Raw genomic sequence first — 23,571 nt, forward strand, 5'->3', positions numbered from 1 at the left:
ATAAAATTCTGGTTGCTATTCTTTCTTAACAATTTAGTTATTAAAACATTTTTACAATGTTTTTTATTGGAAACTTAAATCAAGGTACATAGCAGTATATTGTAAATACCCTATCAATTATAAAAATAACTCGAGGAATACAAAAACACGTAGTATTATATTTTCCTTTAGCCTTTATATTCATCGAAAGAGGTATTTACATTTTTTATTAAAAATAAATCTAATCAAACATAATAATAAATTAATGCGATCGATAAATTTTTATAATTTTAAAAGTTCTAGATTGTTTCCCTACAAGATGGAGAACTTTTTCATCATTAACTCCTGCCCCAAGTAGCGTTTGTGCTAATGGGCGACTTTCATTGATAATCCCATTAGAAAAATCATCTTTTCCTTTAGTTATCTGTACGGTAATAATATCATTGGGTTTTGAAACATCAATATAATGAACTAAATCTCCAATTTCCACAATATCTGTTGCCTTTGGCTCTTTTGGGCTACATTTTTTTATTTGATCTGTGTTTATTGTTACATCGGTAACCTTACTGTTTTTCTTTTGAGTAGATAATGTGGTCACCTCCCTATATTCAGTATAAACGTTGCTAATTGGGGCACTAGTACTGTATGGATAAATATTATATTCAGTAAGCGTATTAATTAAATCCTTAATAACATCTTCTTTATAACGATTAAATGTTGATGCAAAACATCTCCAAAATTTCCAACCTGCTCGTTCCAAAATTCTTTGTCGATGCATATCTCTAGGCCATTGTTCTGGAGTGTGGTATTTATCACCATCGCACTCAATTGCAAGGCGGCTATCTGATTCACCTTCTACAACCATATCAATTCTATATGAACCAACACGAACTTGTGGAATTACACGGTAACCATGCGAAACCAAAATGTCAAACATTTCTCTCTCAAACTGGGATTCGCAAAGTTCACGGGAAATTTCTAATTTCTCTTCATTTTGGATGAACGGAGTTTGGAAATGTTGTATTAGTTTAGAGCGCAATAGATCCGCTTTGCTTAATTCATCAATCTTAATACTACGTACTAAATACATACGGTCTCGAGCTCGAGAAGCAGCCACGTTAAAACGTTGCGCAAACATATCTCTTGTTTGTGCTTGAACATGACCAGGCACAACAACCATTGATAAAAACATAATATCCCTTTCTTTTCCCTGAAAAGTACGCGCATCACCGCAAGTGATTTTGTATTGCATAATCACTTCTTCTTCTAATCTTTCATTAAGCATTTGCATGATTTTCAATGCTTGATCATTACCTAAAAGTGATACAACACCGATAGTTCGTCCTCTGAAATTAGGTGTTTCTACAATTTTTTGAATTTCATCAACTATAAATTGAGCCTCAGATAGGTTGACATTATTCTTACGATAACCGTCAGTCACATATACATCAATAAGTGGTGGGTCAATACGCTCTAAAGCTTTAGCAACACGTAAAGGTTTCAATTCATTATTGTAAAATTCACGTTTTGAGTATTCTATGATTGGTGCTACGCAACGAAAATGTTCTCTTAGCATTACAGAACTTTGAGCAAAGACCACCTTAAATAAATCGTATATGGATCGATCTGGTGTCATCATAGGACGGTAGGTTTCCACTTGTTTTGAGAGAAAGCGAGTTTTCAAATTTTTGATTTTCTCTTCTTCTAAACCAATACCTTCAGGAGAAACTTGTTTATCATCTCCAACTACTAATATTTTTTTTGCTCTTAAAATTGCAGGCAGAGCTATTAAGTCTGATTGAGAGGCTTCATCAATGATAACCAAATCAAATTCCTCAAAATTAGAAGGCAATGATTCACAAATGCGATAGTGTGGCATAATCCAACAAGGAATAGCATTATTGGCTTTTTCAGCAGCTGAACGTGCATCTTGACGATATCGAGCTGCACGAACACCAGTACCTTTTCCTATTTTATTGATTGCTGCTCTATATGCTTCTAATGCAGAGCGAACCTCTGGTGTGGCATTTTCTGCAATCTGCAGCCATGTACGTTTATTGATAGCATCTTTGTAAAAATTTACTAAATCAATTTCAAGCTCCGTTCGTAACTTTGATAGTCTTTTCAAATCTTTGCGGGCATCAATTTTATCGACGAAATTAGCTAAACGGCATAGACGCCATACTTTATGCCAATTGTTTGGAAGTAATTGATCATGAGTACCAATATGGGGTTCATTGCGTAACCTTTTCGCCCACTTTTTAGCCCCTGAAGCTTCAATCATCTGAGTTATGTTGGAAATTGTTTTGTAATGCTCTGAGAAAGAATGGATTTTGCGAAGTTTCTCCATCAATTGAGACCATTTGGCTTGAATGTCATTATTATTATATTTCGAATTACCTAGATACTTGCTTAGGAATTCTCTAATATGTTCGGTAATTTCACCTTCACAATCTATAATCGCGTTTAACAAAGATTCTTTTATCATCAAAGTTTCTGCTAGACGGTATTTTTGTAAATGATGTTGAAATACAATTTCAAAATAATTAATCATCTCGTAGGTATAAGGTATTTGAGATGCTTTAGTCCAAGAAGAAAAAAGATGATTCAATAATTTTTTTATTTGTGATTCATGATCAATAATCAAAGCAACTTTATCGTATAGTTTGATAATTTTTTCCGCTTCAATTAAATGTTCTGGGTTGAGAGGTAATCTTGGTATAGAAAGTTCATCGGCTAAAGCATTCCATCGAATAAGTAGGTTCTTACACGATTGTCTATATCTTAAAAATTTAAATATATATTTCCAGTCTTCAGTAGAAGAAGGCTTTGAACCAACAAGCATAATGTTGTTCAATATACGTTTTTGTTCTGTTTTTTTGAATATACCAATCAATCCAAATGGCTTCTTACCTTGGGATAAGTTGTTAACTGCTTCTACTAATTCAGTATTGGATTCAAAGTCTTCTGTTAATATTACTGGTCTATGTAAAAATTGCGTACGTACAACTAATACTGTAGAAATTTCATTTTTAAGCTCTAGAAACAAATCTAAAATTTTATTGTTAGAATTACAACGTAAATATTGTTGCAAATCGCTAGTCCATGTTTGCTGAGCATTATCAATTTCTTGAAGTAACTGCCTGAGACTTGATATCTTTTCAATTGCATCTGCTAATTTCATGTCTTCAGGAGTAGAGTGATCTATACTTGGCACAGCTCCACCAGATTCTTTAGCTTTTAATTCATTTAGGCGTAATAAATCTTGATGAACATGCAGTAAATTTTCTGATGTGGGAAAATTGTCAATTTTTGGAATATGTTTTCCTAGGTAAACTAAGTCGTCATTTACAGTTTGTCTCGCTTCACGTAATTTGGATATTTCGGTATTTCCAAATCGGGGTTTGTAAATAGGCTCAATGGTTATAATATCTGTGAACCATTTTATTGTATCTTGATTATCTGCAACTTCTTTGGCAATATCATTAGGTGTAATAGTTTCTTCATCTATTTGTACTTTATCGAGATTTAGACTTGCCCAATTTGCAATTTCTTTATCAATTTTGGAAATGCGAGCGTGTAGAGAATCAATTTGGTTGTCAATATCCTCAATTTTCTTTCGATAATCTCTTGGATCAATTAAAGATATTTCTGTGGAAATTTTATTTATCGCAAAATCAAATTGTTTCAAACCATCTGTTTCACTGGTCAGCAAGCTGATTGTCAGAGGTCGAATGGTTTCTGGTATTTTTTCTTGCAAAACGGCAAGTGCCGGATCTTTCATTGAAGTAACTAATACCCGTTTACCAGATGCAAGATAGTGACAAATTACGTTTGCAATAGTGTGTGTTTTTCCTGTTCCGGGGGGGCCTTGTACAACCACTCCGTTATAAACTTCTAACATTTGAATAATTTTAACTTGTTCATCATTATAGGGCATTGGAAAATATAGCTCTGATGTATGAACAATGTTTTGTTTATTGTAATCAATGCTACCGCTAACCATAGATAAACCACGAAATGATGGGAGATTTACCTCTTTTTTCTCTGAAGAAGGTTCTGTTACTAAAGATAATATAACATTTGATAGAGGCTCAGAATGATTTATACTCAATTTGTTTTCAAAACGTCCCAGATCATGAATCAGCATATTATTTGTGCGCGGGCGAGCCAGTAGAACCCAAGTATCAGTAATTATTAAATTATCTGTTAATTTTGGTAGTGAGCGATCATCTGAGCCGGTTCGTGATGGCCAATAGGTACCAGATGAATCTAAATGCATGGAGGCATACGTTAGTAATGGCTCAAAGGTATTTGAATCAAAAGGATTGAGAATACTACCTGTTGACTCAAAAAATTTTTTGCTTTCTTCTACAAGCTTAGTTATAGAGGGGTTATACAGTGATTCATATATATCAACTTCTAATTGTGGTTTTGATGAACTAGGTCTTATTTCTAAAGCCATTGTTTTTTTATTGAGTGAAATTTCGACTAATTGGGTCAATAGGGGATATGAAATATCTCCTGTAGGTAACTTCCACAAAGCAATACCTATTCCTAAAACCAATTCTAGTTGTGCATCAGCTAAATTACCTTGTATTTTTTGAGATAACATAAATAGTTCTGAGTACAGTTTTATGCTTTTTCTATTTTCTTTCTCTTTTGTCGCCCATGGTTTCCATTCTTCTTCAATGTACAACTCAAGTTGTTCTTTAACTAATTGTTTATCATGAAAGTCTTTAAATTTTATCAGAAGAGATTCATCAGTTTCTTCAACTATTTCACCATTTGTAATAGAATTAGTTGATGTAATGGTTAGTGCCCCTATATCTATAAGTGATTGGCGTATAATGTGAACTTTGATAGATGGTTCTTTGTTGGGATCTTCGGACAGATCGATCCATAGTTTAAGAAGTTCTTTTTCGGGAATTGGTGGAGTGGTTTCCCGTAATCTATCTATGCAGATCCAAATTTCATCAAATTCGACTTTATGGCAATTAAAAGTTATTCCTGGAAGCCCCCTAATTTCTTCTTCAAGACGACAGAATTCCTTTTTGTGCTTAGAAATACTCTTTACAGGTGATTTATTTAATAAGGCTGTTTGTTTGGTAAACTCAATCAGAGAAGAAATGCGTTCATATTGAATATTCATTGTTTTCATATTAGGTTTTTCCGCGTTGTTTACTTTTTCAAATAAATTTTAAATGGTTCATAAAATGTTATCGAATTACAAAATAAAATCTTAATCTAACTTTATGTTAAGTGTTTTATCCAAATTAAAATAAGAAATCTGTATAGATATAATAAATTCTCAAATCACTTATAATACATTAATAGTATTTTTTATAAGTGGAAAACAGTTGATAAATGCTCGGTATGGAATTTTATTTAATTTATTTTATCTTAGTAACTATTGTTAATAAACTTTGTTTTTTAATCTGTTTAGGTTCAAATTTAAACAAACTTAATTGTAGTGAATGATTTTATGATATTGTTGAATTTGAATACAATATCTGAAATATAATTAATAAATTTTAAAAACTTAATTTAATAGAACTTTATATATTGAACTTCATGAAAATATTAAACAGTCGTTACCTCTATAAATACGTTTTACACTTAAGGTTTTATTAATCTACCAAGCATATATTGCAATTTATGATCAATAACAAAGCAAATTAAATATCTATGCTAAACATAAAAGCAACCAACAAATTTAGCTGGTCAGCACTTATCTTTAATATTTTATTTTTTACTTATTTTTCTAGTGCATTACAGTTATATATTTTTCTTTCGGGGCATTCCAATGCAATTGGACTTCGCGATTCAATTATCTATAGTTTGATTTGGCTTATTCCTGTTTTGATTTTTCCTAATTATACAAGAAAGATTGCGACTATATTTGGTCTTATTATCGGCTTTTTGTCTTTGGTTTCAGTCGGTTATTTTGTGATTTATCGACAAGAATTTTCGCAAAGTGTATTTTTTGTTATGGCAGAATCAAATTATAGTGAATCGAGCGAATTTGTTCAGCAGTATTTTAGTATTAAATTAGTTGTGGTATTGATTATTTATAGTTTAGTGGGTGTTTATCTTTGGAGCAAAGTCAGACCTGTTTATATTAAAACTTCTACTAAATGGATTGTATCACTATTAATAGCTATTTATGCCATAATGCCTGTGTTTATTAGTGTGATAATAAAAAAATCATCTATTGAAAAAGCCGGAACTCATTTACTAACGCGTATGGAAACAACTGTGCCATGGCAACTTATTAATAGCTATTTAGCTTATCGATCTCAACTTAAAAATATGGAAGATATTTTAAATCATTTAGACACTTTACCTCCTGTTGAAAATTTAAAAGATGCTAACGGTAATACGCCTAGGACGTTGGTGTTAGTCATTGGTGAATCAACAACACGTAATAGGATGAGTATTTATGGTTATGGGCGAAATACCACACCTCAAATTGAGCAGTTTAAAAAAGATAATGCTGATTTTGTTGTATTTAACGATGTGGTTTCATCAAGACCTTATACTATCGAAATTTTGCAACAAGCGTTAACTTTTGCTGATGAGAAGCATCCCGATTTATACCTTAAAACTCCTTCATTAATAAATCTTATGAAGCAAGCAGGGTATAAAACATTTTGGATCACTAACCAGCAGACCATGACCAAGCGTAATACTATGTTGACTATGTTTTCTAAACAAGCCGATGAACAGTTTTATATGAATAACGATCGTAATCAAAGTTCAAGACAATATGATGAATCGGTATTTGATCCTTTCAAAAAAGTGCTAGCTGACAACGCTGAAAAGAAATTTATTGTTATCCATCTGCTTGGTACGCATATGAAATACGAGTTCCGCTATCCAAAAGACGGTAAGTATGACCTTTTTAAAGATAAGGAAAGTATTCCATATCTTCTCGATGACGATAAAGTAAATGTATATAATAGTTATGATAATGCAATAAGTTATAACGATTATGTCACAACAACACTGTTTAATATCTTCAAAAACAGTAAAGAAAATGGTTTTATGTTATATTTTTCAGATCATGGTGAAGATGTTTATCAAACGCCACCGCATAATGTGTTAGGGCGAAACGAGAAGGCACCAACTAAAACTATGTATACTGTGCCATTTATGCTTTGGCAATCGCCAACATGGGTGGCAACGCATCCTAATAACTATCAAGCTTATGTAGATCGAAAATTTAGTACTCAAGATTTGATTCATACTTGGTCTGATTTAGCAGGGTTAAGTTATAACTTATATGTTCCTGAAAAAAGTATTGTTAATCCTAATTTTCATGAATCGATTCGTTGGATTGGCGATCCTTATGACAAGAATGGTCTAATTGATTTTGATAAATTAACTAAGTAATTCCCTTAGGTTGTTTACACAAATATTTAAGGTATAATATTGTATATTTATACAGTTATATTTGAGTATTGTGAAACCCTCTATGCGAAAAATTATTCATGTCGATATGGATTGTTTTTATGCCGCCGTCGAAATGAGAGACAATCCCCGTTATCGCAATATGCCTATTGCGGTAGGGGGGGATCCTCGTAAGCGTGGCGTGGTTGCGACTGCCAATTATTTAGCTCGTCAGTATGGTATACACAGTGCTATGTCAATGGCTCAAGCCATAAAACTTTGTCCTAACCTTAAAATTATAGCGGGTAGGCATGCAGTTTATAAAGAAGTCTCCAAACAGATCCACCAAATATTTAAACGATATACTGAATCTATTGAGGCTTTATCACTCGACGAAGCTTACCTTGATGTAACTGATTGCAAACTTTGTTATGGTTCAGCGACTTTAATTGCTCAAGATATCCGTCAGGCAATTTACAAGGAACTTGAGTTAACTGCATCGGCAGGTGTTGCTCCACTTAAGTTTCTTGCCAAAATAGCCTCTGATATGAATAAACCTAATGGCCAATATGTAATAACACCAGATAACGTTGATAGTTTTATAGAGCAGTTACCGTTAAAAAAAATCCCAGGTGTGGGTAAGGTCACGGAAAAAAAATTAGCCCAATTGGGACTATTTACATGCAATGATATTATTAATTATGATGTAACTAAATTAATTACCCAATTCGGTAAATTTGGAAGAATACTATATGAGCGATGTCAAGGTATTGATGATCGTGAAGTGTGTAATGACAGGCAACGTAAATCGGTAGGGGTAGAGCGTACTTTAACTGATGATATTCATAGTTGGGAAGAGTGTTTATTGCAGTTCGATCCATTATTTGATGAAATGGAAAAACGGTTAAGCAAAGTTCGTGCTGATTTATCGATTGCTCGGCAAGGTGTAAAATTTAAGTTTGACGATTTTCAGCTAACTACACAAGAACATGTTTGGTCTAAATTGGATAAAACTGATTTAATTGAGCAAGCGCATAAAGTTTGGTTAGAACGGCGTAATGGGCGTGGAGTTCGGTTAATTGGTTTTCATGTAACGTTAATCGATCCGCAAGTTGAAAAGCAGTTGATTTTTCAGTTTTAGCCCTTTTAACCATAAAAATGAGGATGCAGGCAAAGCCTTCAAACATCCTCATAACAAATGATAGCTAAGCTAATAATGATTATTTCAAACTTGCACCATTAGTACTAATGACTTCTTTGTACCATTCAAAAGAGTCTTTTTTATAGCGTTTCATACTACCGTTACCTTCATTATCACGGTCAACATAAATTACGCCATAACGTTTTTTCATTTCGCCAGTAGTGAATGATACAACATCAATAATTCCCCAAGCAGTGTAACCCATTACATCAACACCATCATAATCTATAGCGGTTTGCATGGCTTTGATATGGGCACCTAAATATTCAATACGTGGTTTATCGTGTATTTGATTACCGTTTTCGAGTTCATCAATTGCACCAAAACCATTTTCGACAATAAATAGCGGTAATTGGTATCGATCATACAGACGATTAAGTGTATAACGTAAACCTTCAGGATCAATTGGCCAACCCCAATCGCTGCTTTTTATATAAGGATTTTCAACCGCATTAGGTAGTGCACCGTTAACTATGTTGTCACGATTATCATTTTTGGCATCAGCTTTAACGACAGTAGACATATAATAGCTAAAGCCAATGTAATCAACCGTACCTTTTTTCAAATAACCTAAATCTTCTTCGGTAATATCGAGTTTATATCCTTCACGCTCAAATTCTTTTAATGCATAAGCTGGATAGTAGCCGCGAACGTGAACATCAGGGAAGAAGAATCGTTGATGCATGGCAATTTCTGAAGCCATCATATCTTCAGGATTACAAGAATATGGATAAATTGGCACATGCGATACCATACAACCAATTTGAAAATCAGGATTAATTTTTTTACCTGCTATTACTGCTTTAGCACTGGCTAACAGTTCATAATGTGCAACTTGGTACAGAACTTCTTGCGGATTTTCATCAGGTTTAACTTGTACGCCAGAGTTAGTCCAAAAGAAGATAGGATTACTAGTATCCATTTGATTATTGATTTCGTTAAATGTCATCCAGTATTTAACTTTATTTTTATAACGTTCAAAACATGCAGTAGCAAAGCGCTCAAAAAATTCAACTGTCTTACGGTTTCTAAAACCACCATAATGACGAGCAATATGTAAAGGCATTTCAAAATGGGATAATGTGATAACTGGTTCAATGCCGTGAGCTATTAGTTCATCAAAAACATCATCATAAAAGCGAAGACCTTCTTCATTTGGTTCAAGTTCATCACCCTTTGGAAAAATTCGAGTCCACGCGATCGAGGTGCGTAGACATTTAAGACCTAATTCGGCAAAAAGCTTGATATCGTCTTTATAATGATGATAAAAATCAATTGCAGTATGATTTGGATAAAATTTACCTGCTTCGATATCTTGAGTGATTTGTCTTGCAACGCCATGAGCACCTGCGGTCATAACATCAACAACACTTGGGCCTTTACCGCCTTCATTCCAACCGCCTTCAAATTGGTGAGCGGCTAAAGCACCGCCCCATAAAAATGGTTTTTTAGTCATTTTTTATTCCTTGTTATTGCTTAATGTTAAATATGATATCATCAACTGTTATTTGGGTTTTATCGGTTAATGAAATTTGTTGATACTGATCGGTATTAACAATAATAATTGGGGTAATTAATGGATAACCTGCTTGCTTAATTGCCTCAGGATTGAAGCTGATTAGCAAATCACCTTTTTTTACTTTTTGATGTAATTCAACATAATATTCAAACTCATTGTTAGTTAAATTAACTGTATCAATACCCACGTGAATTAACAATTCGACGCCATTATCTAATGTTAACCCAATGGCATGTTTAGAATTTTCAAATACTGCAGTTACCTCGCCATCAAAAGGTGCATAAACATGATTATCAGTAGGTTCAATTGCAATCCCTTCTCCCATGAGTTTTTGTGAAAAAGCAGGATCGGGCACTTCGCTTAGTGGTAAAGCATGACCTGTCATCGGGCTTGTGATGTCAACTTCATCAAGAAGAATCTTAGGATTATCATCTTCAATATTGATATTTTCTTGACTATTAACTGTATCTTGTATGGTTTCGCCAGTTCCCAAAATTTGGATCAAAACTACTGGTCCTAAAAGAGCAATAAGTGCACCAATCAAGACGCCAATAAATGAACCAGGATTATTTGGGCTAATAGCATTAACGATAGTTAGTGGACCTGGTAAACCAGCGTAAGCAACATAGTGAGGAGCAAAAAATCCTGCCACAATACCACCACAAGATGCAGAAATACAACCATAAATAAATGGTTTTTTAAAGCGTAAGTTAACACCATAAATAGCAGGTTCGGTTATACCAAATAAGCCAGTGATAAAAGCAGATAATGAAATACCTTTCATCTCTTGGGTTTTGGTTTTTAAATAAAAACCTAATGCTGCACCGACTTGACCAATAACGGCAATGGTTTGGAAAGCTTGGAAAGAATCTTGACCATACTGCTTAAAGTTTTCGACGATAACAGGTGTGATCCCCCAATGTACACCAAAAATAACAAAGACTTGCCAAACGGCTCCAATAATCCCACCAGCTATTGAAGGTGCTAGACTGACAAACCAATTATAGCCGTTGGCAATGTATTGTGCACCATTTGCGGTTAATGGACCAACAACAAGTAATGTTAAAGGTACCATAATGACAAGACTAAATAATGGCAATAAAACGGGTTTTATAATGCTATGCAGTCTAGGCTCTAAAAATCGTTCTAAATAAGAAAGTAACCAAACTAAAAAGAGTGGTGGTAAAACGGTTGAAGCATAAGTGGTTTGTGATAGTGCAATACCAAATAGATCAATTTCTTGTCCTTCGCTAATTAGTTTTGCAAACTCTGTCCATGTCGGTGATAACAGCGCAGCACAACAAGCAACAGCGATATATAAGTTACAACGAAAATGCTGAGAAGCTGTAATGGCAATAAAGATAGGTAAAAAGAAAAAAGGTGCCCAAGAGATGAAATTGAATACCTCAAAAGTCCCCGTTTTTTCTAGCTCTGGGCAAGCTAATTTAAGTAAAATCAAGATACCTTGCAAAATTCCTGATGCGGCTAAAATATAGACAAACGGGGCAAATACAGCCGACATTGTCGCAATGATGCGATTTAATATGTTGCTATCATTTCCTGCTTCAATTTTGTTATCAGTATTAACTAGCTGAGTAAAAGCGTTATAGACTTTATCAACATTCGTACCAATAACCACTTGGATTTGACCGCCTTTTTCAACAACGGTAATCACACCTGGCAATTTAGCAATGTTTTCTTTTGCATGATCTGGTGTATGTTGGGTAACAAGGCGAAGGCGTGTTGCACAGCGAGAAACGGTAACAATATTTTTCTCACCACCTAGCTCATTTAAAATATCAACAGCTAACTTGTTATAATCTCTAATTTTTGATGACATCCATAAACTCCTTAAAAGCAATTCAGTAAGATTATTTTATAGACAATTTCAAAATTGTTAATTAACAATTATATTGTTTGTGATCTAGATCGAGTTTTTATATTATTTAATTTAAAACTAAAAATAAGCTGTATAAAATACTACTTCAATTATTGATTAAATTAATAATATAAACAAATGATTAAATATCAAGAAGTTGCAAAAAAAATCAAACAGATGATTTATCAAAAAAAACTATCCAAAGGCACTCAGCTTGCTAATATTGACGGGTTAATTAATCAATATCAGGTCAGTCGTAGTACAATTGTTAAAGCGCTTAATTGTCTTGAGCGGCAGGGCGTTATTTATCAAGTGCAAGGTAGTGGTATTTTTGTTCGTGAACGTAAAAAAAGAGGCTATCTCAATTTTTTGCAAAGTCATGGTTTTACTGTCGATCTAGAAGATGTTTATGGTTCTTCGACAGTACTTAATGTTGATATCATCAAGCCCAGTGCAAAAGTTAAAGAAAATCTACAATGTGATGATAACGAAGAAGTCTATTTTGTTAAAAGATTGCGCTATGTTGAAGATAAATTATATGGCTTAGAACAGTCATATTACCGTAAAAAGTTAATTTGTTATTTAAATAAAGAAATTGTAGAAAACTCAATTTTTAATTACATTCAGGAAAATTATAATATTAATATTGGTTTTTCTGATAAATATTTACAGGTAATAAAACTTGATGAAAAAATGGCTCCCTATTTAGGACTGCAACCTGGCGAACCTGCACTTTGTGTTGAAGAAATATTTTACACCTCATCTGGTGAACCATTTGATTTTTCAAAAATCATTTATCATTATGAGCATGCAAGATTTTGTATACAAAATCACTCAAAGTAAGTTTGAATGATGAATTATTAGGAAGATGAATAAGAAATCGATCATTCAACTTCCTTTAATTATTAGCGAATTTAACTATTAATAATTAAATTTCACCACCAACACCCTTAAACTTTTCAACCAATGCGGCGATCTTTTCAAAGACTCGGTTCTTTTTAATTAAATATTGGGGATTCAGCGGACTCATTTTTGGCAAAATCTCATTCAACTCTGTGCCGTTTTCGGTTGCATATTTTCGCTTTAATGATGATGCAATATAGCGTTTTGTTGCTGCTTCATTTAAATTTTCATCTTCAATTAAGGAATTAAGCTCTACCTGTAACTCTTGCTGTGCATACAAGAAAAACGCATCAATAATCGAGGCTTTATCTGGAATAGTATCAAGATCAGTTTGTTTTATAAACTCAACAACTAGCTCTTCTTTAGCTCGATTTTCTAAGCTTGATCGAATTAATCGCTTAGCATCTTCGACAATGTCCTGTTTGGTTTTTTCTTGTTTATTTTGTTCATAAATTAACTCAAGAATATAATCCAGATTGATCTCTTGCGATTTTAATAGATCAATTTCGAAAACCACATCATCCCAGTCAAATCTTTGATGATCTTGTTGATTGGCTTCTTTTTCTCGGCGTAGCCAATCACGAATATCATTATAAGTTGAACGATAATTTTGAATTGTGCGGTCAGTCGGTAGTTTAACGGCTTGCATTTTTTGCAGATCTTCATCAGTCACATAATGCTTGTTTTTAAACGCTAAAATCGCTTGCTCATCAGTCATATCTAATTGTTGGAAATCTTTTAATGCAACAAATTCATCATAATTTTGCAACACATTGTCAGCACGCAAGTATTCGCCAAATAATTTAACAAATGCTTTTTTATCTTTGTCAGTAATAATTTCGTCAGGATGTGGGAATTTGTCTTGCAATTCGGCAACGATAGCTAAATAGCCATGGTGCAATTCACCTGAACTTTTATCAGTAAACCCTTCCATGTATTCCTTAAAGCTTTTTTCTAACACCACTTCACGAGTATTACTTTTACCAAATGTTTTTATCGCATCAATGGTGGCTTGTTCTAAATCACGGAACGCCACAATATTGCCAAAGGTTTTAGTGGCATTATAGATACGATTGGTGCGTGAAAAGGCTTGAATTAATCCATGATATCGCAGGTTTTTATCGACAAATAACGTATTGAGCGTTGGCGCATCAAAGCCAGTTAAGAACATGCCAACGACAATTAGTAGATCGACTTCTTGATTTTTTACTTTTAAAGACAGATCACGATAATAGTTTTGAAATTGATCGCTACTGACATCAAAGTTAGTTTTAAACATCTGATTATAATCTGATATCGCAGAAGCCAAAAACTCTTTAGCACTTTGATTTAAGGCATCTATTTCAAAACTTTCATCGGCAAAATTACCTTGCGCATCTTGTTCTTCATTAGCAGAATAAGAAAATATCGTGGCTATTTTTAACGGTTGATTTGCACCTTCTTGTAATTTTTTGAATGACTCATAATAGAGTTTAGCCGCATCGACACTACTCACTGCAAACATGGCATTGAACCCTTTACTTTTGCCCATTAATCGGTGGGTTTTTTGTTTAAAATTATTCAGAATATATTGTGTGATTTGCTCAATACGGTTTGGGTGGAGCAATGCTTTTTTATTTTCAGCAGCGCTGAGTTTTTCGAGATTTTGTTCTTGCTCTATCGATTTAAAATTAGGACGCACATCATTATAGTCAACTTTAAATTTTAGTACCTTTTCGTCACGAATTGCATCGGTTAACACATAAGCGTGCAGTTCACGACCAAAAACATCCGCTGTGGTTTGCGTTCCGATTGCGTTAGTATGCATAATCGGCGTACCAGTAAAACCAAATTGGTAATATTTTTTAAATTTACGCTTTAAGTTTTTTTGAGCTTCGCCAAACTGGGAGCGGTGTGCTTCGTCAAAAATAAATACAACGTGTTTATCATAGATCGCTAAGTTATCGTCGCTTTTGATCAAGTTATTAAGTTTTTGAATGGTAGTAACAATAATTTTATTATCGGTTTTCTCAATATTGCGCTTAAGCCCTGCGGTACTATTTGAACCATTCACACTATCTTTTGAAAATTTTTGATACTCTTTCATGGTTTGATAATCCAGATCTTTACGATCCACCACAAAAAAAACTTTATCAATAAATTCTAATTCGGTTGCAAGGCGTGCCGTTTTAAAACTGGTTAATGTTTTGCCAGAACCTGTTGTGTGCCAAATAAAACCACCACTTTGTAAGCTACTCCACTTTTTGGCATGATAAGCGCTAATGATTTTCCATAATATACGCTCGGTGGCGGCGATTTGGTAAGGGCGCATAATTAACAATGTGTCATTCACATCGAGCACCGAATAAGTCAATAACACATTTAACAGCGTTCGGCTGGCAAAAAAGGTTGCGGTAAAGTCTTTTAGATCTTTTATCGGCTCGTTTTTAACATTCGCCCAATTCATTGTAAAATCAAAGCTATTTTTGTCACGTTTAGTCGTGTTAGCAAAATAACGTGTATCGGTACCATTTGATATAACAAACAGTTGTAAATATTTAAATAGTGAATTGTCTTGATTAAAGCTCTCTTTACTATAGCGATGCACTTGATTAAAGGCTTCACGAATAGCAATACCACGCTTTTTTAGTTCAACTTGAACAAGTGGCAAGCCATTAACTAAAATAGTCACATCATAACGATTTGCATAATTACCTGTTTGCTGAAATTGATGGATAACTTGTAATTTATTATTAGTAACCTCTTTTTTATCTAACAACTTGATATTTTGAATATGGCCGTCATCAAAAACAAAATCGTAAATATGATCGTGGTGGATTTTGCGACTTTTATCGATCATCGATTCATTGGGTTTATCCAAATACTCTAATACAAAACGTTGCCATTCATCATCCGTAAATTGCATTTTGTTTAGTGTTTGCAACTGCTCACGAATATTGGCTAATAACTTTTCATGCGTATTTAAATTCGGTAAGTATTCATAACCTTGTCGAGCTAAATCATGAATAAATTCATTTTCTAAATCCGTTTCAGTCTGATAAACAGCAGCTGATTCTTCAAGTTTGTTGTAGTTATCTAAAATAATATAGCTATTGGTTTCGGCAATTGGTTTTGTATAAGTCGTCATAGTCTATTCCAGCTATTTAAAATTATAATTTTTGAGTAAATGATTAAGCAAAAATGCAACAGTTTGCTTTTCAGGTTCAGAAGGTTCGGAAACCATTTCATTAGATAAGGTTGAATGGCTGGTAAAATTGATAATCCGTGTTAAGTAAAGTTTTTTATCGCCAGGCAATAAGTCTGACCATTGCGGATAGCCTAAAAAACTGGCGGTTTTTTCATATAAGTTACGTAATAGGGTAAAATGATATTTTTCAATTTTATTTTCCTTAACCGCTTCTTGCAGCAACTGTTTTAAATAAAGATGATAGGAAAAACTACGGTTTGAATCGCCTTTTTTCTCTTCTAATGCAAATTTGCCGTCCTCAAATCGTCTTAAAATATAACTATCTTTTGAAGTTAATTCATTATAAAGCACATTATAAAACAGCGGGTTATGGGTCGTAATAATAAATTTAATGTCAGATTCACAGGATGTGATTAATTGGGCAATATCTACCGCCAATTGGATAAGGTGATTTTCGTCCAACGAACTGACGGGATCATCAATAAAAATATAGCGTAATTGGTCAAACCCATTAGTGGAACGCTCGCTTTTTTCCGCAATATTGCGCTCGGCAATCACTAAGTTAATGAGCGTAAAAAAAATACTCCAAATTAAATTGTTTTCCTCGCCTTTGGAGATTTTAATATTATCCATACGCTGCTCATTATCTCCTGCCAGCGAAAAAGTAATAGCGGAAAAATCCTCATTGAAATGCGGCAGTAATCTTTGGTGAGTATAGGATTGAAAGTAACGAACAATATTTTGGTCTTGTCCTTGGTCTTTCAAAATCCAGTCAGTAAATGAGTTCGGTTGTATGGTTAATTGATGTTCACCCTCTTGGTGTTTATCATTATCCCAAACAAATAAATCCTCAGTAAAAGCGTTATAATAAAGGATTTTATGCCTTGTTAAGGCGGCATGATCCTCTTGATTGCCTTTGGGTTGCGAAATAATTAAATTTTTAAAGGTTTGAGATAAACGTGTTTTACCGGTACCGTTAAAGGCATAGATTAATTGGACTTTTCTATTGTTTTTATCCAGCTTTTCAGCAATATTCCTTAATGGGCTATTCATCTTTTTATAACTCTACCTTATGATTCTTGCACTTTGGGAAAGTCTAATAATAAATTCCGATAATACTCATATTGTTTTTGACGTAAGGCAATCTCACGCAGTAACCCCTCGGTGATTGAGTTGGTAAGCGCATCGAATTTGTCTAATATTTCGACAATTTGAGTTAATCTTGTCAACGGAAGAATAGGGATTTTTATGCTACTCAAATTTTTTTGATTTAATTTTGGCTGTGCAGCACCTGAAATATAAGGTGTTAAATCTATATTATTTAAAAAATACTCAATGAACTTACGTTCACCATAAGTCTTAAATTTCAATACGTGAGCGTGATTATTTACCCAAGTCTTACCTGTAATACTAAATGCTATAGGAGTATTTCTTGCTAATAAATTTGCACCATCTTCTGATACAAGCAATAAATCTTCTTCAAAAAGATAGTCTTTGACATAATCAACAATACCAGATGCTCCATAATATGGTATGCCACCTGACTTTCTTAAACCACTTGTTACAGGTTTTCTCATATAGTCAAGATTTTCTGCTATTTCACCTAAAGTCTTCCACTCAACCTCATCTTCTTTAAAGGTCAACAATTTATCTAGATAATAGTTGTATTGTTTTTTCCGTGCAGTAAGCTCTGCTGTGAGCTCTGCTGTGAGCTCTGCTGTGAGAGCTGTGAATGTGTCTAAAATACGGACGATTTCGGTTTGAATACTAATAGGTGGGATTGGTATTAGTAAATCTAATACTTGTGCCATATTAGGATGTTTTATACCAGAACCACGATAAAATGAATTTAATAGCTCTTTTTTTGCTAATAAAAAATAATAGAGGTACTTATTACTGAGTAAATCGGGATTATTTGAGGTTGCTATCCGATTATCAGCTGTAAGAAATTTACCTTTATAATATTGAACATTAGCATTTCCTCCCCAAGGAATGGCAACAATTTCACCTTCACTAACTCTTTTACCTGCAAGTTTCTCAGTTGTCCAAAGATCAGAAGTATTGGTTGTCAATAATTTAACATTTCCATTATTTGAGATAAGTACTTTCAGTTCATTAGCTAGTAAATAATTGTACTTAATAATGTGTTTTTGTTTGTGATTGTCTACAGAATTGAACTTTTTATCCCATGTGGTTACTTTCCATAAAGGTAAAAATTCTACTTTAACACCTTTCAGCAACTCAGTTATATTATTACGCTTAATCATCCCTCAATCTCCGCCACAATTGCATCAATTTGAGAACGTAAGCTATCAATTTTAGCAACAGTTGCTTTTATTTCAGCATTAAGCTGGGTGATATCAATCACTTCACGGGTATCTTCGGCTTCAACATACGAACTGACTGATAGATTATAGTCATTTTGCGCAATGGTTTGATTATCGACCGATTTAGCAAAATATTCGATATCTTGCTTGCTAGCAAATACTTGCATAATTTCTTGAATATGTTCATCAGTGAGCACATTATTATTGGTCTCTTTCTTAAACAGTTTGCTGGCATCAATAAATTGTGTGGTTTTGACGGTTTTATTTTTAGCAAGCACCAGAATATTAACCGCAATCGAGGTGCCATAAAATAAGTTGGGTGCGAGTGAGATTACGGTTTCAACAAAATCATTATCGACCAAATATTTACGAATTTTTTGTTCTGCACCACCACGATAAAATATCCCCGGAAAGGTAACAATTGCCGCTCGCCCACACTCGGACAAATAACTTAATGCATGCATAATAAAAGCAAAATCAGCTTTGGATTTTGGCGCAAGCACGCCAGCAGGTGCATAGCGGTCATCATTGATTAAGGTTGGATCATCACTACCAATCCATTTAATTGAATAAGGTGGATTAGAAACGATTGCATCAAATGGCTTTTCGTCGCCAAATTTTGGATTAAGTAGCGTGTCCCCTAAAGCAATTTCAAATTTATCATAGTTGATATTGTGTAAAAACATATTCATTCGAGCAAGGTTATAGGTAGTATGATTGATTTCTTGACCGAAGAACCCATCCTCAATAATATGATCCTCAAACTGTTTTTTAGCTTGTAACAATAAAGAGCCTGATCCTGCCGCTGGATCATAGATTTTATTGACCTTTTTTTGATTATGTAAGGCTAATTGCGAGATCAGCTTGGACACATTCGGTGGCGTAAAAAACTCGCCTCCTGATTTACCAGCATTCGAGGCATAATTAGAAATCAAATACTCATAAGCATCGCCAAACAGATCGATTTGATTGTCTGCAAAATCACCAAAATCCAGTTCGGCCACACCATTAAGTACTGCCGCTAACCGTTTGTTTTTATCGGCAACTGTATTACCTAATCGGTTACTGGTAGTATCAAAATCGGCAAATAATCCTTTAATATCGCTTTCTGAAGGGTAACCAATGGCTGAGCTTTCAATCGCATTAAAAATATTTGCCAAGTCAGTATTTAAACTTGGATTGGTATTAGCTTCAGCTACAATTTTACAAAATAATTGGCTAGGATAAATAAAATAGCCTTTGGTTTTTATTGCATCTTTTTTAACTTCATCGTTAATGACATCGTCGGATAATGTGCTGTAATCAATACTCTCATCGCCACCTTCAATATAATTGGCAAAATTCTCACTAATAAAGCGATAAAACAAAGAACCAAGTACATACTGTTTAAAATCCCAACCATCGACAGCACCTCGGACTTCGTCGGCAATTTTCCAAATTTGTCGTTGTAGTTGATCGCGTTGTTGCGTTTCGGTAATTGATTTAGCGTTACTAGATGTCATATTTTTCAAAATTCCTAAATAAAAAATAGGTGCTGCATAATTAGAAAGTAACTGATTTTTACTTTCATATTAGTCATTTTATAGCTACCTGTTATAGGTGTTATAGCATAGCTGATTTGTTGTTATTTTTCCATCTGGGGCGTTTATTAAAAACTCAGCCAATGGGTATTTTGAACTTTAAGGCTGGAAAATCTTAAAAAATAACAAAGCAACAAAATCTAAAAACAAAACCCTTTTTTTAGCTATATTTTAAAAGTTAATAAAATCAATAAATTAAATTTATCTCTAAAAAAAGGGTTTTTAAAACCTAAATACCTATTTGCCTTTTTACATACTATATTGATAGTATATTAGCTTCTAGTTCACTGCCGTGTAGGCAGTTTAGAAAATCAATCAAAGAAATCAACGAAAAAAGTGACTGTTCACTGCCGTGTAGGCAGTTTAGAAATGAAAGTCATCACACGTATTTACCAGATTTCTGTTCACTGCCGTGTAGGCAGTTTAGAAAACAAAGGTTATGGATTGGTTAAAAAGTCTTGTGTTCACTGCCGTGTAGGCAGTTTAGAAATCATCAAAGTTTAGCTTACTTGCTTCGTATAAGTTCACTGCCGTGTAGGCAGTTTAGAAATTTCAAGGTTTTTATTTATCTAAATCAATAACGTTCACTGCCGTGTAGGCAGTTTAGAAAAACGATAATCGCAGGAACGATATTAACAATAAGTTCACTGCCGTGTAGGCAGTTTAGAAATCAAGATTGAATGATATATTTAAACCGTCTTGGTTCACTGCCGTGTAGGCAGTTTAGAAAGCCTACGAGACGTAATTCTAAATTAGAAGAAAGTTCACTGCCGTGTAGGCAGTTTAGAAATCGGATAAACTCACCGCGAAGATCAGGTAATTGTTCACTGCCGTGTAGGCAGTTTAGAAATTGGTAGTAGTCTAGGCGTATAATATGATTGTTCACAGTCGTTTAAATAGTATTTCTTAACAACATAATATTGGTATTTTTTACCGCTTAAGTACGGTTGATTGAGCTAATTGGCTGTAATTAAGTCAGGACATATAAATGCGGTATTTTTTTAGGTTCGCAAAGGGGGAATTTGCATTAATTTACCCCCCTTTTTTTATTGTTTTAAAAAAGGGTTTTTATATTAAGAATTACCATAATCAACGAGCTTTCCTGTTTTTTCGTCACGCACACCCCATTCTAAACGGCTATCTAATATGGCTTGTTGTACCTTAGGAGGATAGTCCGATAAGGTGGTTTTTTTAGGGATCGGTTTGTCCACTTTACCGGTTTAGCGTATAACTTTTGTCCATCGCGGTTGCCAGCACAGGCATTCCGAAATAAAGTAGCCGATAGTGTAAAACGGTAATAAAATTAAAAATACAGGAATAAGCAGTAAATATACCCATTCCGTTGGTGCATTTTTAGCAGCATGAATCATGGGTTATGCCCCTCAAAACCATGAAAGGGCATGGGCAAATGGGTGCTTAGGCGTGGTTTTGGCAAGTTTTCGGGGCAGTGCTCCATATAACGGCGGATAAATTCCCATTCGTCTTTATAGTCTTGAGGGTTATAGATGTTTTTGCCAATGCCGACTGATTGAGCAACTGGGAAGCCGGTTTTATAAGGATGAAAGGTCATTAGGTTAACCATATTGGTGCCTCCATGCTGAGCCGGTTTCGCCAAAGTTAGCGGGCACAATATGTTCCCACTTAAATACCACTGTGCCACCACTATATTTAGGGTGTTGAATATACACTTGCCTTGTGACTCGATTAAACCTTACCCCTTAAAAAAGTTGTATGATTTAGTGTAGCCGATCCAGTTTATTTCAATTATCAATAGTTTTAACCAAATTGAGTGCAAAAATTACACGTTCTTTCTGTGGTTTGCAATATTTAATTTAATATCGTGGTTTAGTTGTAAGCATTATTTACATTGTTTACACCTTATGATTAAAATAATCTCCTAATAACGATAAGGCGTTTTGCTAAAAATCATTTTATGCGGTTTTACTGTATGATAAAAGTGAATAAATCGTTTTTAATCTTTTGAACCACTAACTATTTATTGTTTCTGCCAAATTTTCGTAAAATATCTATCGCTTTGGAGCTTTTTCTATTTGCTTGAGGATAGGAAATTTTGTCAATTTTAATTAATACAATGGTTATCATACGTTTTAACAAATAAGATACTCTAAATTTTAATTCATCACGAAACGGTATAGAATCCTGAATATTTTTTACAAAAATATAGCCTAAAACGTGACAGTTGTGTAACTACTTTATAATGAGCATACAACTTAGTAAAAATTATGCTGCTTGTTTTTGTGTTGTATATGCAATGGGCATCATGTTAGTTAATACTTAATTAGGTTTTTGGGTGTTATCAATGGTTGGATGACTGACCATAATACGTTTAGCCAAATCAATGGCGGTTATTTTTTCTAGGGTATTATCGCCATAGCACTTGTTGATGATATGGCGATAATTTTGTTTTATGAATATTCATTACAGTCGTTTTTTTAACTACTGTAACCGACGTGAGTGAGTTTTATCATTAAATTAATAGAGTATTTTTAATATCTTCAATTGTTTTTGTGCCAGCTAATTGCATGGTGATAGACAGCTCTTTGTTTAGATGATCAAAGACTGATTTTACTCCTTCAGCGCCACCTAAATTCAGGCCATAAAGAATAGGGCGTCCAATAGCAACAAGATCAGCGCCACTTGCCAATGCTTTAAATACATGCTCACCACGTCGTACACCGCTGTCAAAAATGATTGGAACACGTTTGGCAACAGTAGCTGCAATATTAGGCAATACCTCAAATGAAGCGGGAGCGCCATCTAATTGTCGCCCACCATGATTTGATATCCAAATCGCATCAGCTCCGGCAGATATTGCAATTGATGCATCTTCAGGTGATTGAATTCCTTTTACAATAACAGGTAAATTTGCCATGGCTTTAATTTTTTGAATATCAGAAGGAACGATACCTTGTTTTGCCGCGGCATAAATTTCGCTAATGCCTTTACCTGAACCATCGCCATTGCCGTTTGATTGACTGTAAGCACTGAGATTTTTCATAGGGAGTGGAAATTGAAATTTATTAACGATATCCTCTTCGCGATAACCGCCTAACGTTGAATCAACTGTTAGAATGATTGCTTTTGCGCCTGCTTTAACGGCTTTATCGATAATAAAACGGTTAAAATCATCATCTTTACTCATATAGAGTTGAAAAAAATACGGTACATTGGGCGCGGCATTTGCGGCATCTTCAATAGAGGTATTGGCATAAGTACTAATACAGAAAATAGATCCCGCAGCAGCGACACCTTTAGCAGTGTCCTTTTCGCCTTGTTCATGAGCCAATCCTTGGGCTGCTGACGGTGCTTGAATAATGGGTGTTTTTAATGAGATATCCCACAATTTTGTTGATAAATCTGCGTGATCAATACCTTGTAATACTCGAGGAATAATTTTTTTTCGATTAAACGATAAGGTATTTTCTCGCATTGTCCATTCGTCTTCCGCACCACCGCGGATATAACCGAAAGCACCCGCTTCCATTCTTGCTTTAACTAATGCTTCTAATGAAGCAATATTAACGATCTCTATAGCGTGTTCTTCATTACTTGTATGGTATGACATGATTCGCTCCTAATTATG

At 34.2% G+C, this 23,571-nt stretch carries 13 protein-coding genes and 1 CRISPR repeat array; of the genes, 3 read left to right on the forward strand and 10 right to left on the reverse strand.

Annotation, left to right across the window (positions count from 1 at the left end; all coding sequences use genetic code 11):
• Window positions 1–241: 241 nt before the first annotated feature.
• Window positions 242–5,140: an AAA domain-containing protein gene (locus tag ACGH49_RS06215; RefSeq protein WP_411588653.1), complete on the reverse strand. Its 4,899-nt coding sequence runs from the start codon at window positions 5,138–5,140 to the stop codon at window positions 242–244.
• A 527-nt stretch (window positions 5,141–5,667) separates the two neighbouring features.
• Here ACGH49_RS06215 and cptA point away from each other — a divergent pair.
• Both cptA and dinB read left to right on the forward strand, forming a co-directional pair.
• On the forward strand, window positions 5,668–7,374 hold the full coding sequence (gene cptA / locus ACGH49_RS06220) for a phosphoethanolamine transferase CptA (protein WP_065561502.1): 1,707 nt from the start codon (window positions 5,668–5,670) through the stop codon (window positions 7,372–7,374).
• Between the two features lie 82 nt (window positions 7,375–7,456).
• The gene (gene dinB, locus ACGH49_RS06225; RefSeq protein WP_297225437.1) at window positions 7,457–8,512 is read left to right on the forward strand and encodes a DNA polymerase IV; all 1,056 of its coding nucleotides are present in this window, start codon (window positions 7,457–7,459) and stop codon (window positions 8,510–8,512) included.
• Between the two features lie 79 nt (window positions 8,513–8,591).
• On the opposite strand, the gene ACGH49_RS06230 is transcribed toward dinB, so the two are convergent.
• Together ACGH49_RS06230 and ACGH49_RS06235 are read right to left on the reverse strand one after the other, a co-directional pair.
• A complete protein-coding gene (locus ACGH49_RS06230; protein WP_296300603.1) occupies window positions 8,592–10,028 on the reverse strand; it encodes a 6-phospho-beta-glucosidase in 1,437 nt (478 codons plus the stop codon).
• Window positions 10,029–10,041: 13 nt separating this feature from the next.
• Window positions 10,042–11,931 (reverse strand): beta-glucoside-specific PTS transporter subunit IIABC, encoded by a 1,890-nt coding sequence (locus tag ACGH49_RS06235; protein ID WP_411588654.1) that lies wholly within the window; start codon window positions 11,929–11,931, stop codon window positions 10,042–10,044.
• A gap of 177 nt (window positions 11,932–12,108) precedes the next feature.
• Between ACGH49_RS06235 and ACGH49_RS06240 the strand changes: the two genes are divergently transcribed.
• Window positions 12,109–12,813 carry a GntR family transcriptional regulator gene (locus ACGH49_RS06240; RefSeq protein WP_411588655.1) on the forward strand — a complete coding sequence of 235 codons (705 nt, stop codon included), beginning with the start codon at window positions 12,109–12,111 and terminating at the stop codon, window positions 12,811–12,813.
• Window positions 12,814–12,898: 85 nt separating this feature from the next.
• Here the strand turns inward: ACGH49_RS06240 and ACGH49_RS06245 are convergent, their stop codons facing one another.
• From ACGH49_RS06245 to ACGH49_RS06275, 7 genes are all read right to left on the reverse strand, one after another.
• The gene (locus ACGH49_RS06245) at window positions 12,899–16,000 is read right to left on the reverse strand and encodes a type I restriction endonuclease subunit R (RefSeq protein WP_411588656.1); all 3,102 of its coding nucleotides are present in this window, start codon (window positions 15,998–16,000) and stop codon (window positions 12,899–12,901) included.
• 12 nt (window positions 16,001–16,012) lie between these two features.
• On the reverse strand, window positions 16,013–17,113 hold the full coding sequence (locus tag ACGH49_RS06250; RefSeq protein WP_411588657.1) for an AAA family ATPase: 1,101 nt from the start codon (window positions 17,111–17,113) through the stop codon (window positions 16,013–16,015).
• 17 nt (window positions 17,114–17,130) lie between these two features.
• Window positions 17,131–18,327 carry a restriction endonuclease subunit S gene (locus ACGH49_RS06255; RefSeq protein WP_411588658.1) on the reverse strand — a complete coding sequence of 399 codons (1,197 nt, stop codon included), beginning with the start codon at window positions 18,325–18,327 and terminating at the stop codon, window positions 17,131–17,133.
• Complete coding sequence (locus ACGH49_RS06260) at window positions 18,324–19,889, reverse strand: type I restriction-modification system subunit M (protein WP_411588659.1); 1,566 nt, start codon at window positions 19,887–19,889, stop codon at window positions 18,324–18,326. Before ACGH49_RS06260 ends, ACGH49_RS06255 begins: the two co-directional genes overlap by 4 nt.
• Window positions 19,890–20,249: 360 nt before the next feature.
• A CRISPR array of direct repeats spans window positions 20,250–20,817; the repeat unit is 28 nt; unit sequence GTTCACTGCCGTGTAGGCAGTTTAGAAA.
• Window positions 20,818–21,040: 223 nt separating this feature from the next.
• Window positions 21,041–21,178, reverse strand: a complete 138-nt coding sequence (locus ACGH49_RS06265; RefSeq protein WP_296210031.1) for a hypothetical protein — start codon at window positions 21,176–21,178, stop codon at window positions 21,041–21,043.
• A gap of 155 nt (window positions 21,179–21,333) precedes the next feature.
• Complete coding sequence (locus tag ACGH49_RS06270; RefSeq protein WP_296210034.1) at window positions 21,334–21,549, reverse strand: hypothetical protein; 216 nt, start codon at window positions 21,547–21,549, stop codon at window positions 21,334–21,336.
• A 906-nt stretch (window positions 21,550–22,455) separates the two neighbouring features.
• Window positions 22,456–23,553, reverse strand: coding sequence for a lactate oxidase (locus tag ACGH49_RS06275; RefSeq protein WP_411588660.1), 1,098 nt, complete (start codon window positions 23,551–23,553; stop codon window positions 22,456–22,458).
• Window positions 23,554–23,571: the final 18 nt, after the last annotated feature.

This window comes from Gilliamella sp. BG7 (assembly GCF_046635565.1).
Taxonomy (GTDB): domain Bacteria; phylum Pseudomonadota; class Gammaproteobacteria; order Enterobacterales; family Orbaceae; genus Gilliamella; species Gilliamella apicola_P.

Bases quoted from the DNA above. Each gene is read 5' to 3' on its own strand.
- ACGH49_RS06260 (WP_411588659.1), bottom strand. From the start codon at position 19,889: ATGACATCTAGTAACGCTAAATCAATTACCGAAACGCAACAACGCGAT.
- ACGH49_RS06255 (WP_411588658.1), bottom strand. From the start codon at position 18,327: ATGATTAAGCGTAATAATATAACTGAGTTGCTGAAAGGTGTTAAAGTA.
- ACGH49_RS06235 (WP_411588654.1), bottom strand. From the start codon at position 11,931: ATGTCATCAAAAATTAGAGATTATAACAAGTTAGCTGTTGATATTTTA.
- ACGH49_RS06230 (WP_296300603.1), bottom strand. From the start codon at position 10,028: ATGACTAAAAAACCATTTTTATGGGGCGGTGCTTTAGCCGCTCACCAA.
- ACGH49_RS06275 (WP_411588660.1), bottom strand. From the start codon at position 23,553: ATGTCATACCATACAAGTAATGAAGAACACGCTATAGAGATCGTTAAT.
- ACGH49_RS06245 (WP_411588656.1), bottom strand. From the start codon at position 16,000: ATGACGACTTATACAAAACCAATTGCCGAAACCAATAGCTATATTATT.
- dinB (WP_297225437.1), top strand. From the start codon at position 7,457: ATGCGAAAAATTATTCATGTCGATATGGATTGTTTTTATGCCGCCGTC.
- cptA (WP_065561502.1), top strand. From the start codon at position 5,668: ATGCTAAACATAAAAGCAACCAACAAATTTAGCTGGTCAGCACTTATC.
- ACGH49_RS06215 (WP_411588653.1), bottom strand. From the start codon at position 5,140: ATGAAAACAATGAATATTCAATATGAACGCATTTCTTCTCTGATTGAG.
- ACGH49_RS06270 (WP_296210034.1), bottom strand. From the start codon at position 21,549: ATGGTTAACCTAATGACCTTTCATCCTTATAAAACCGGCTTCCCAGTT.
- ACGH49_RS06240 (WP_411588655.1), top strand. From the start codon at position 12,109: ATGATTAAATATCAAGAAGTTGCAAAAAAAATCAAACAGATGATTTAT.
- ACGH49_RS06250 (WP_411588657.1), bottom strand. From the start codon at position 17,113: ATGAATAGCCCATTAAGGAATATTGCTGAAAAGCTGGATAAAAACAAT.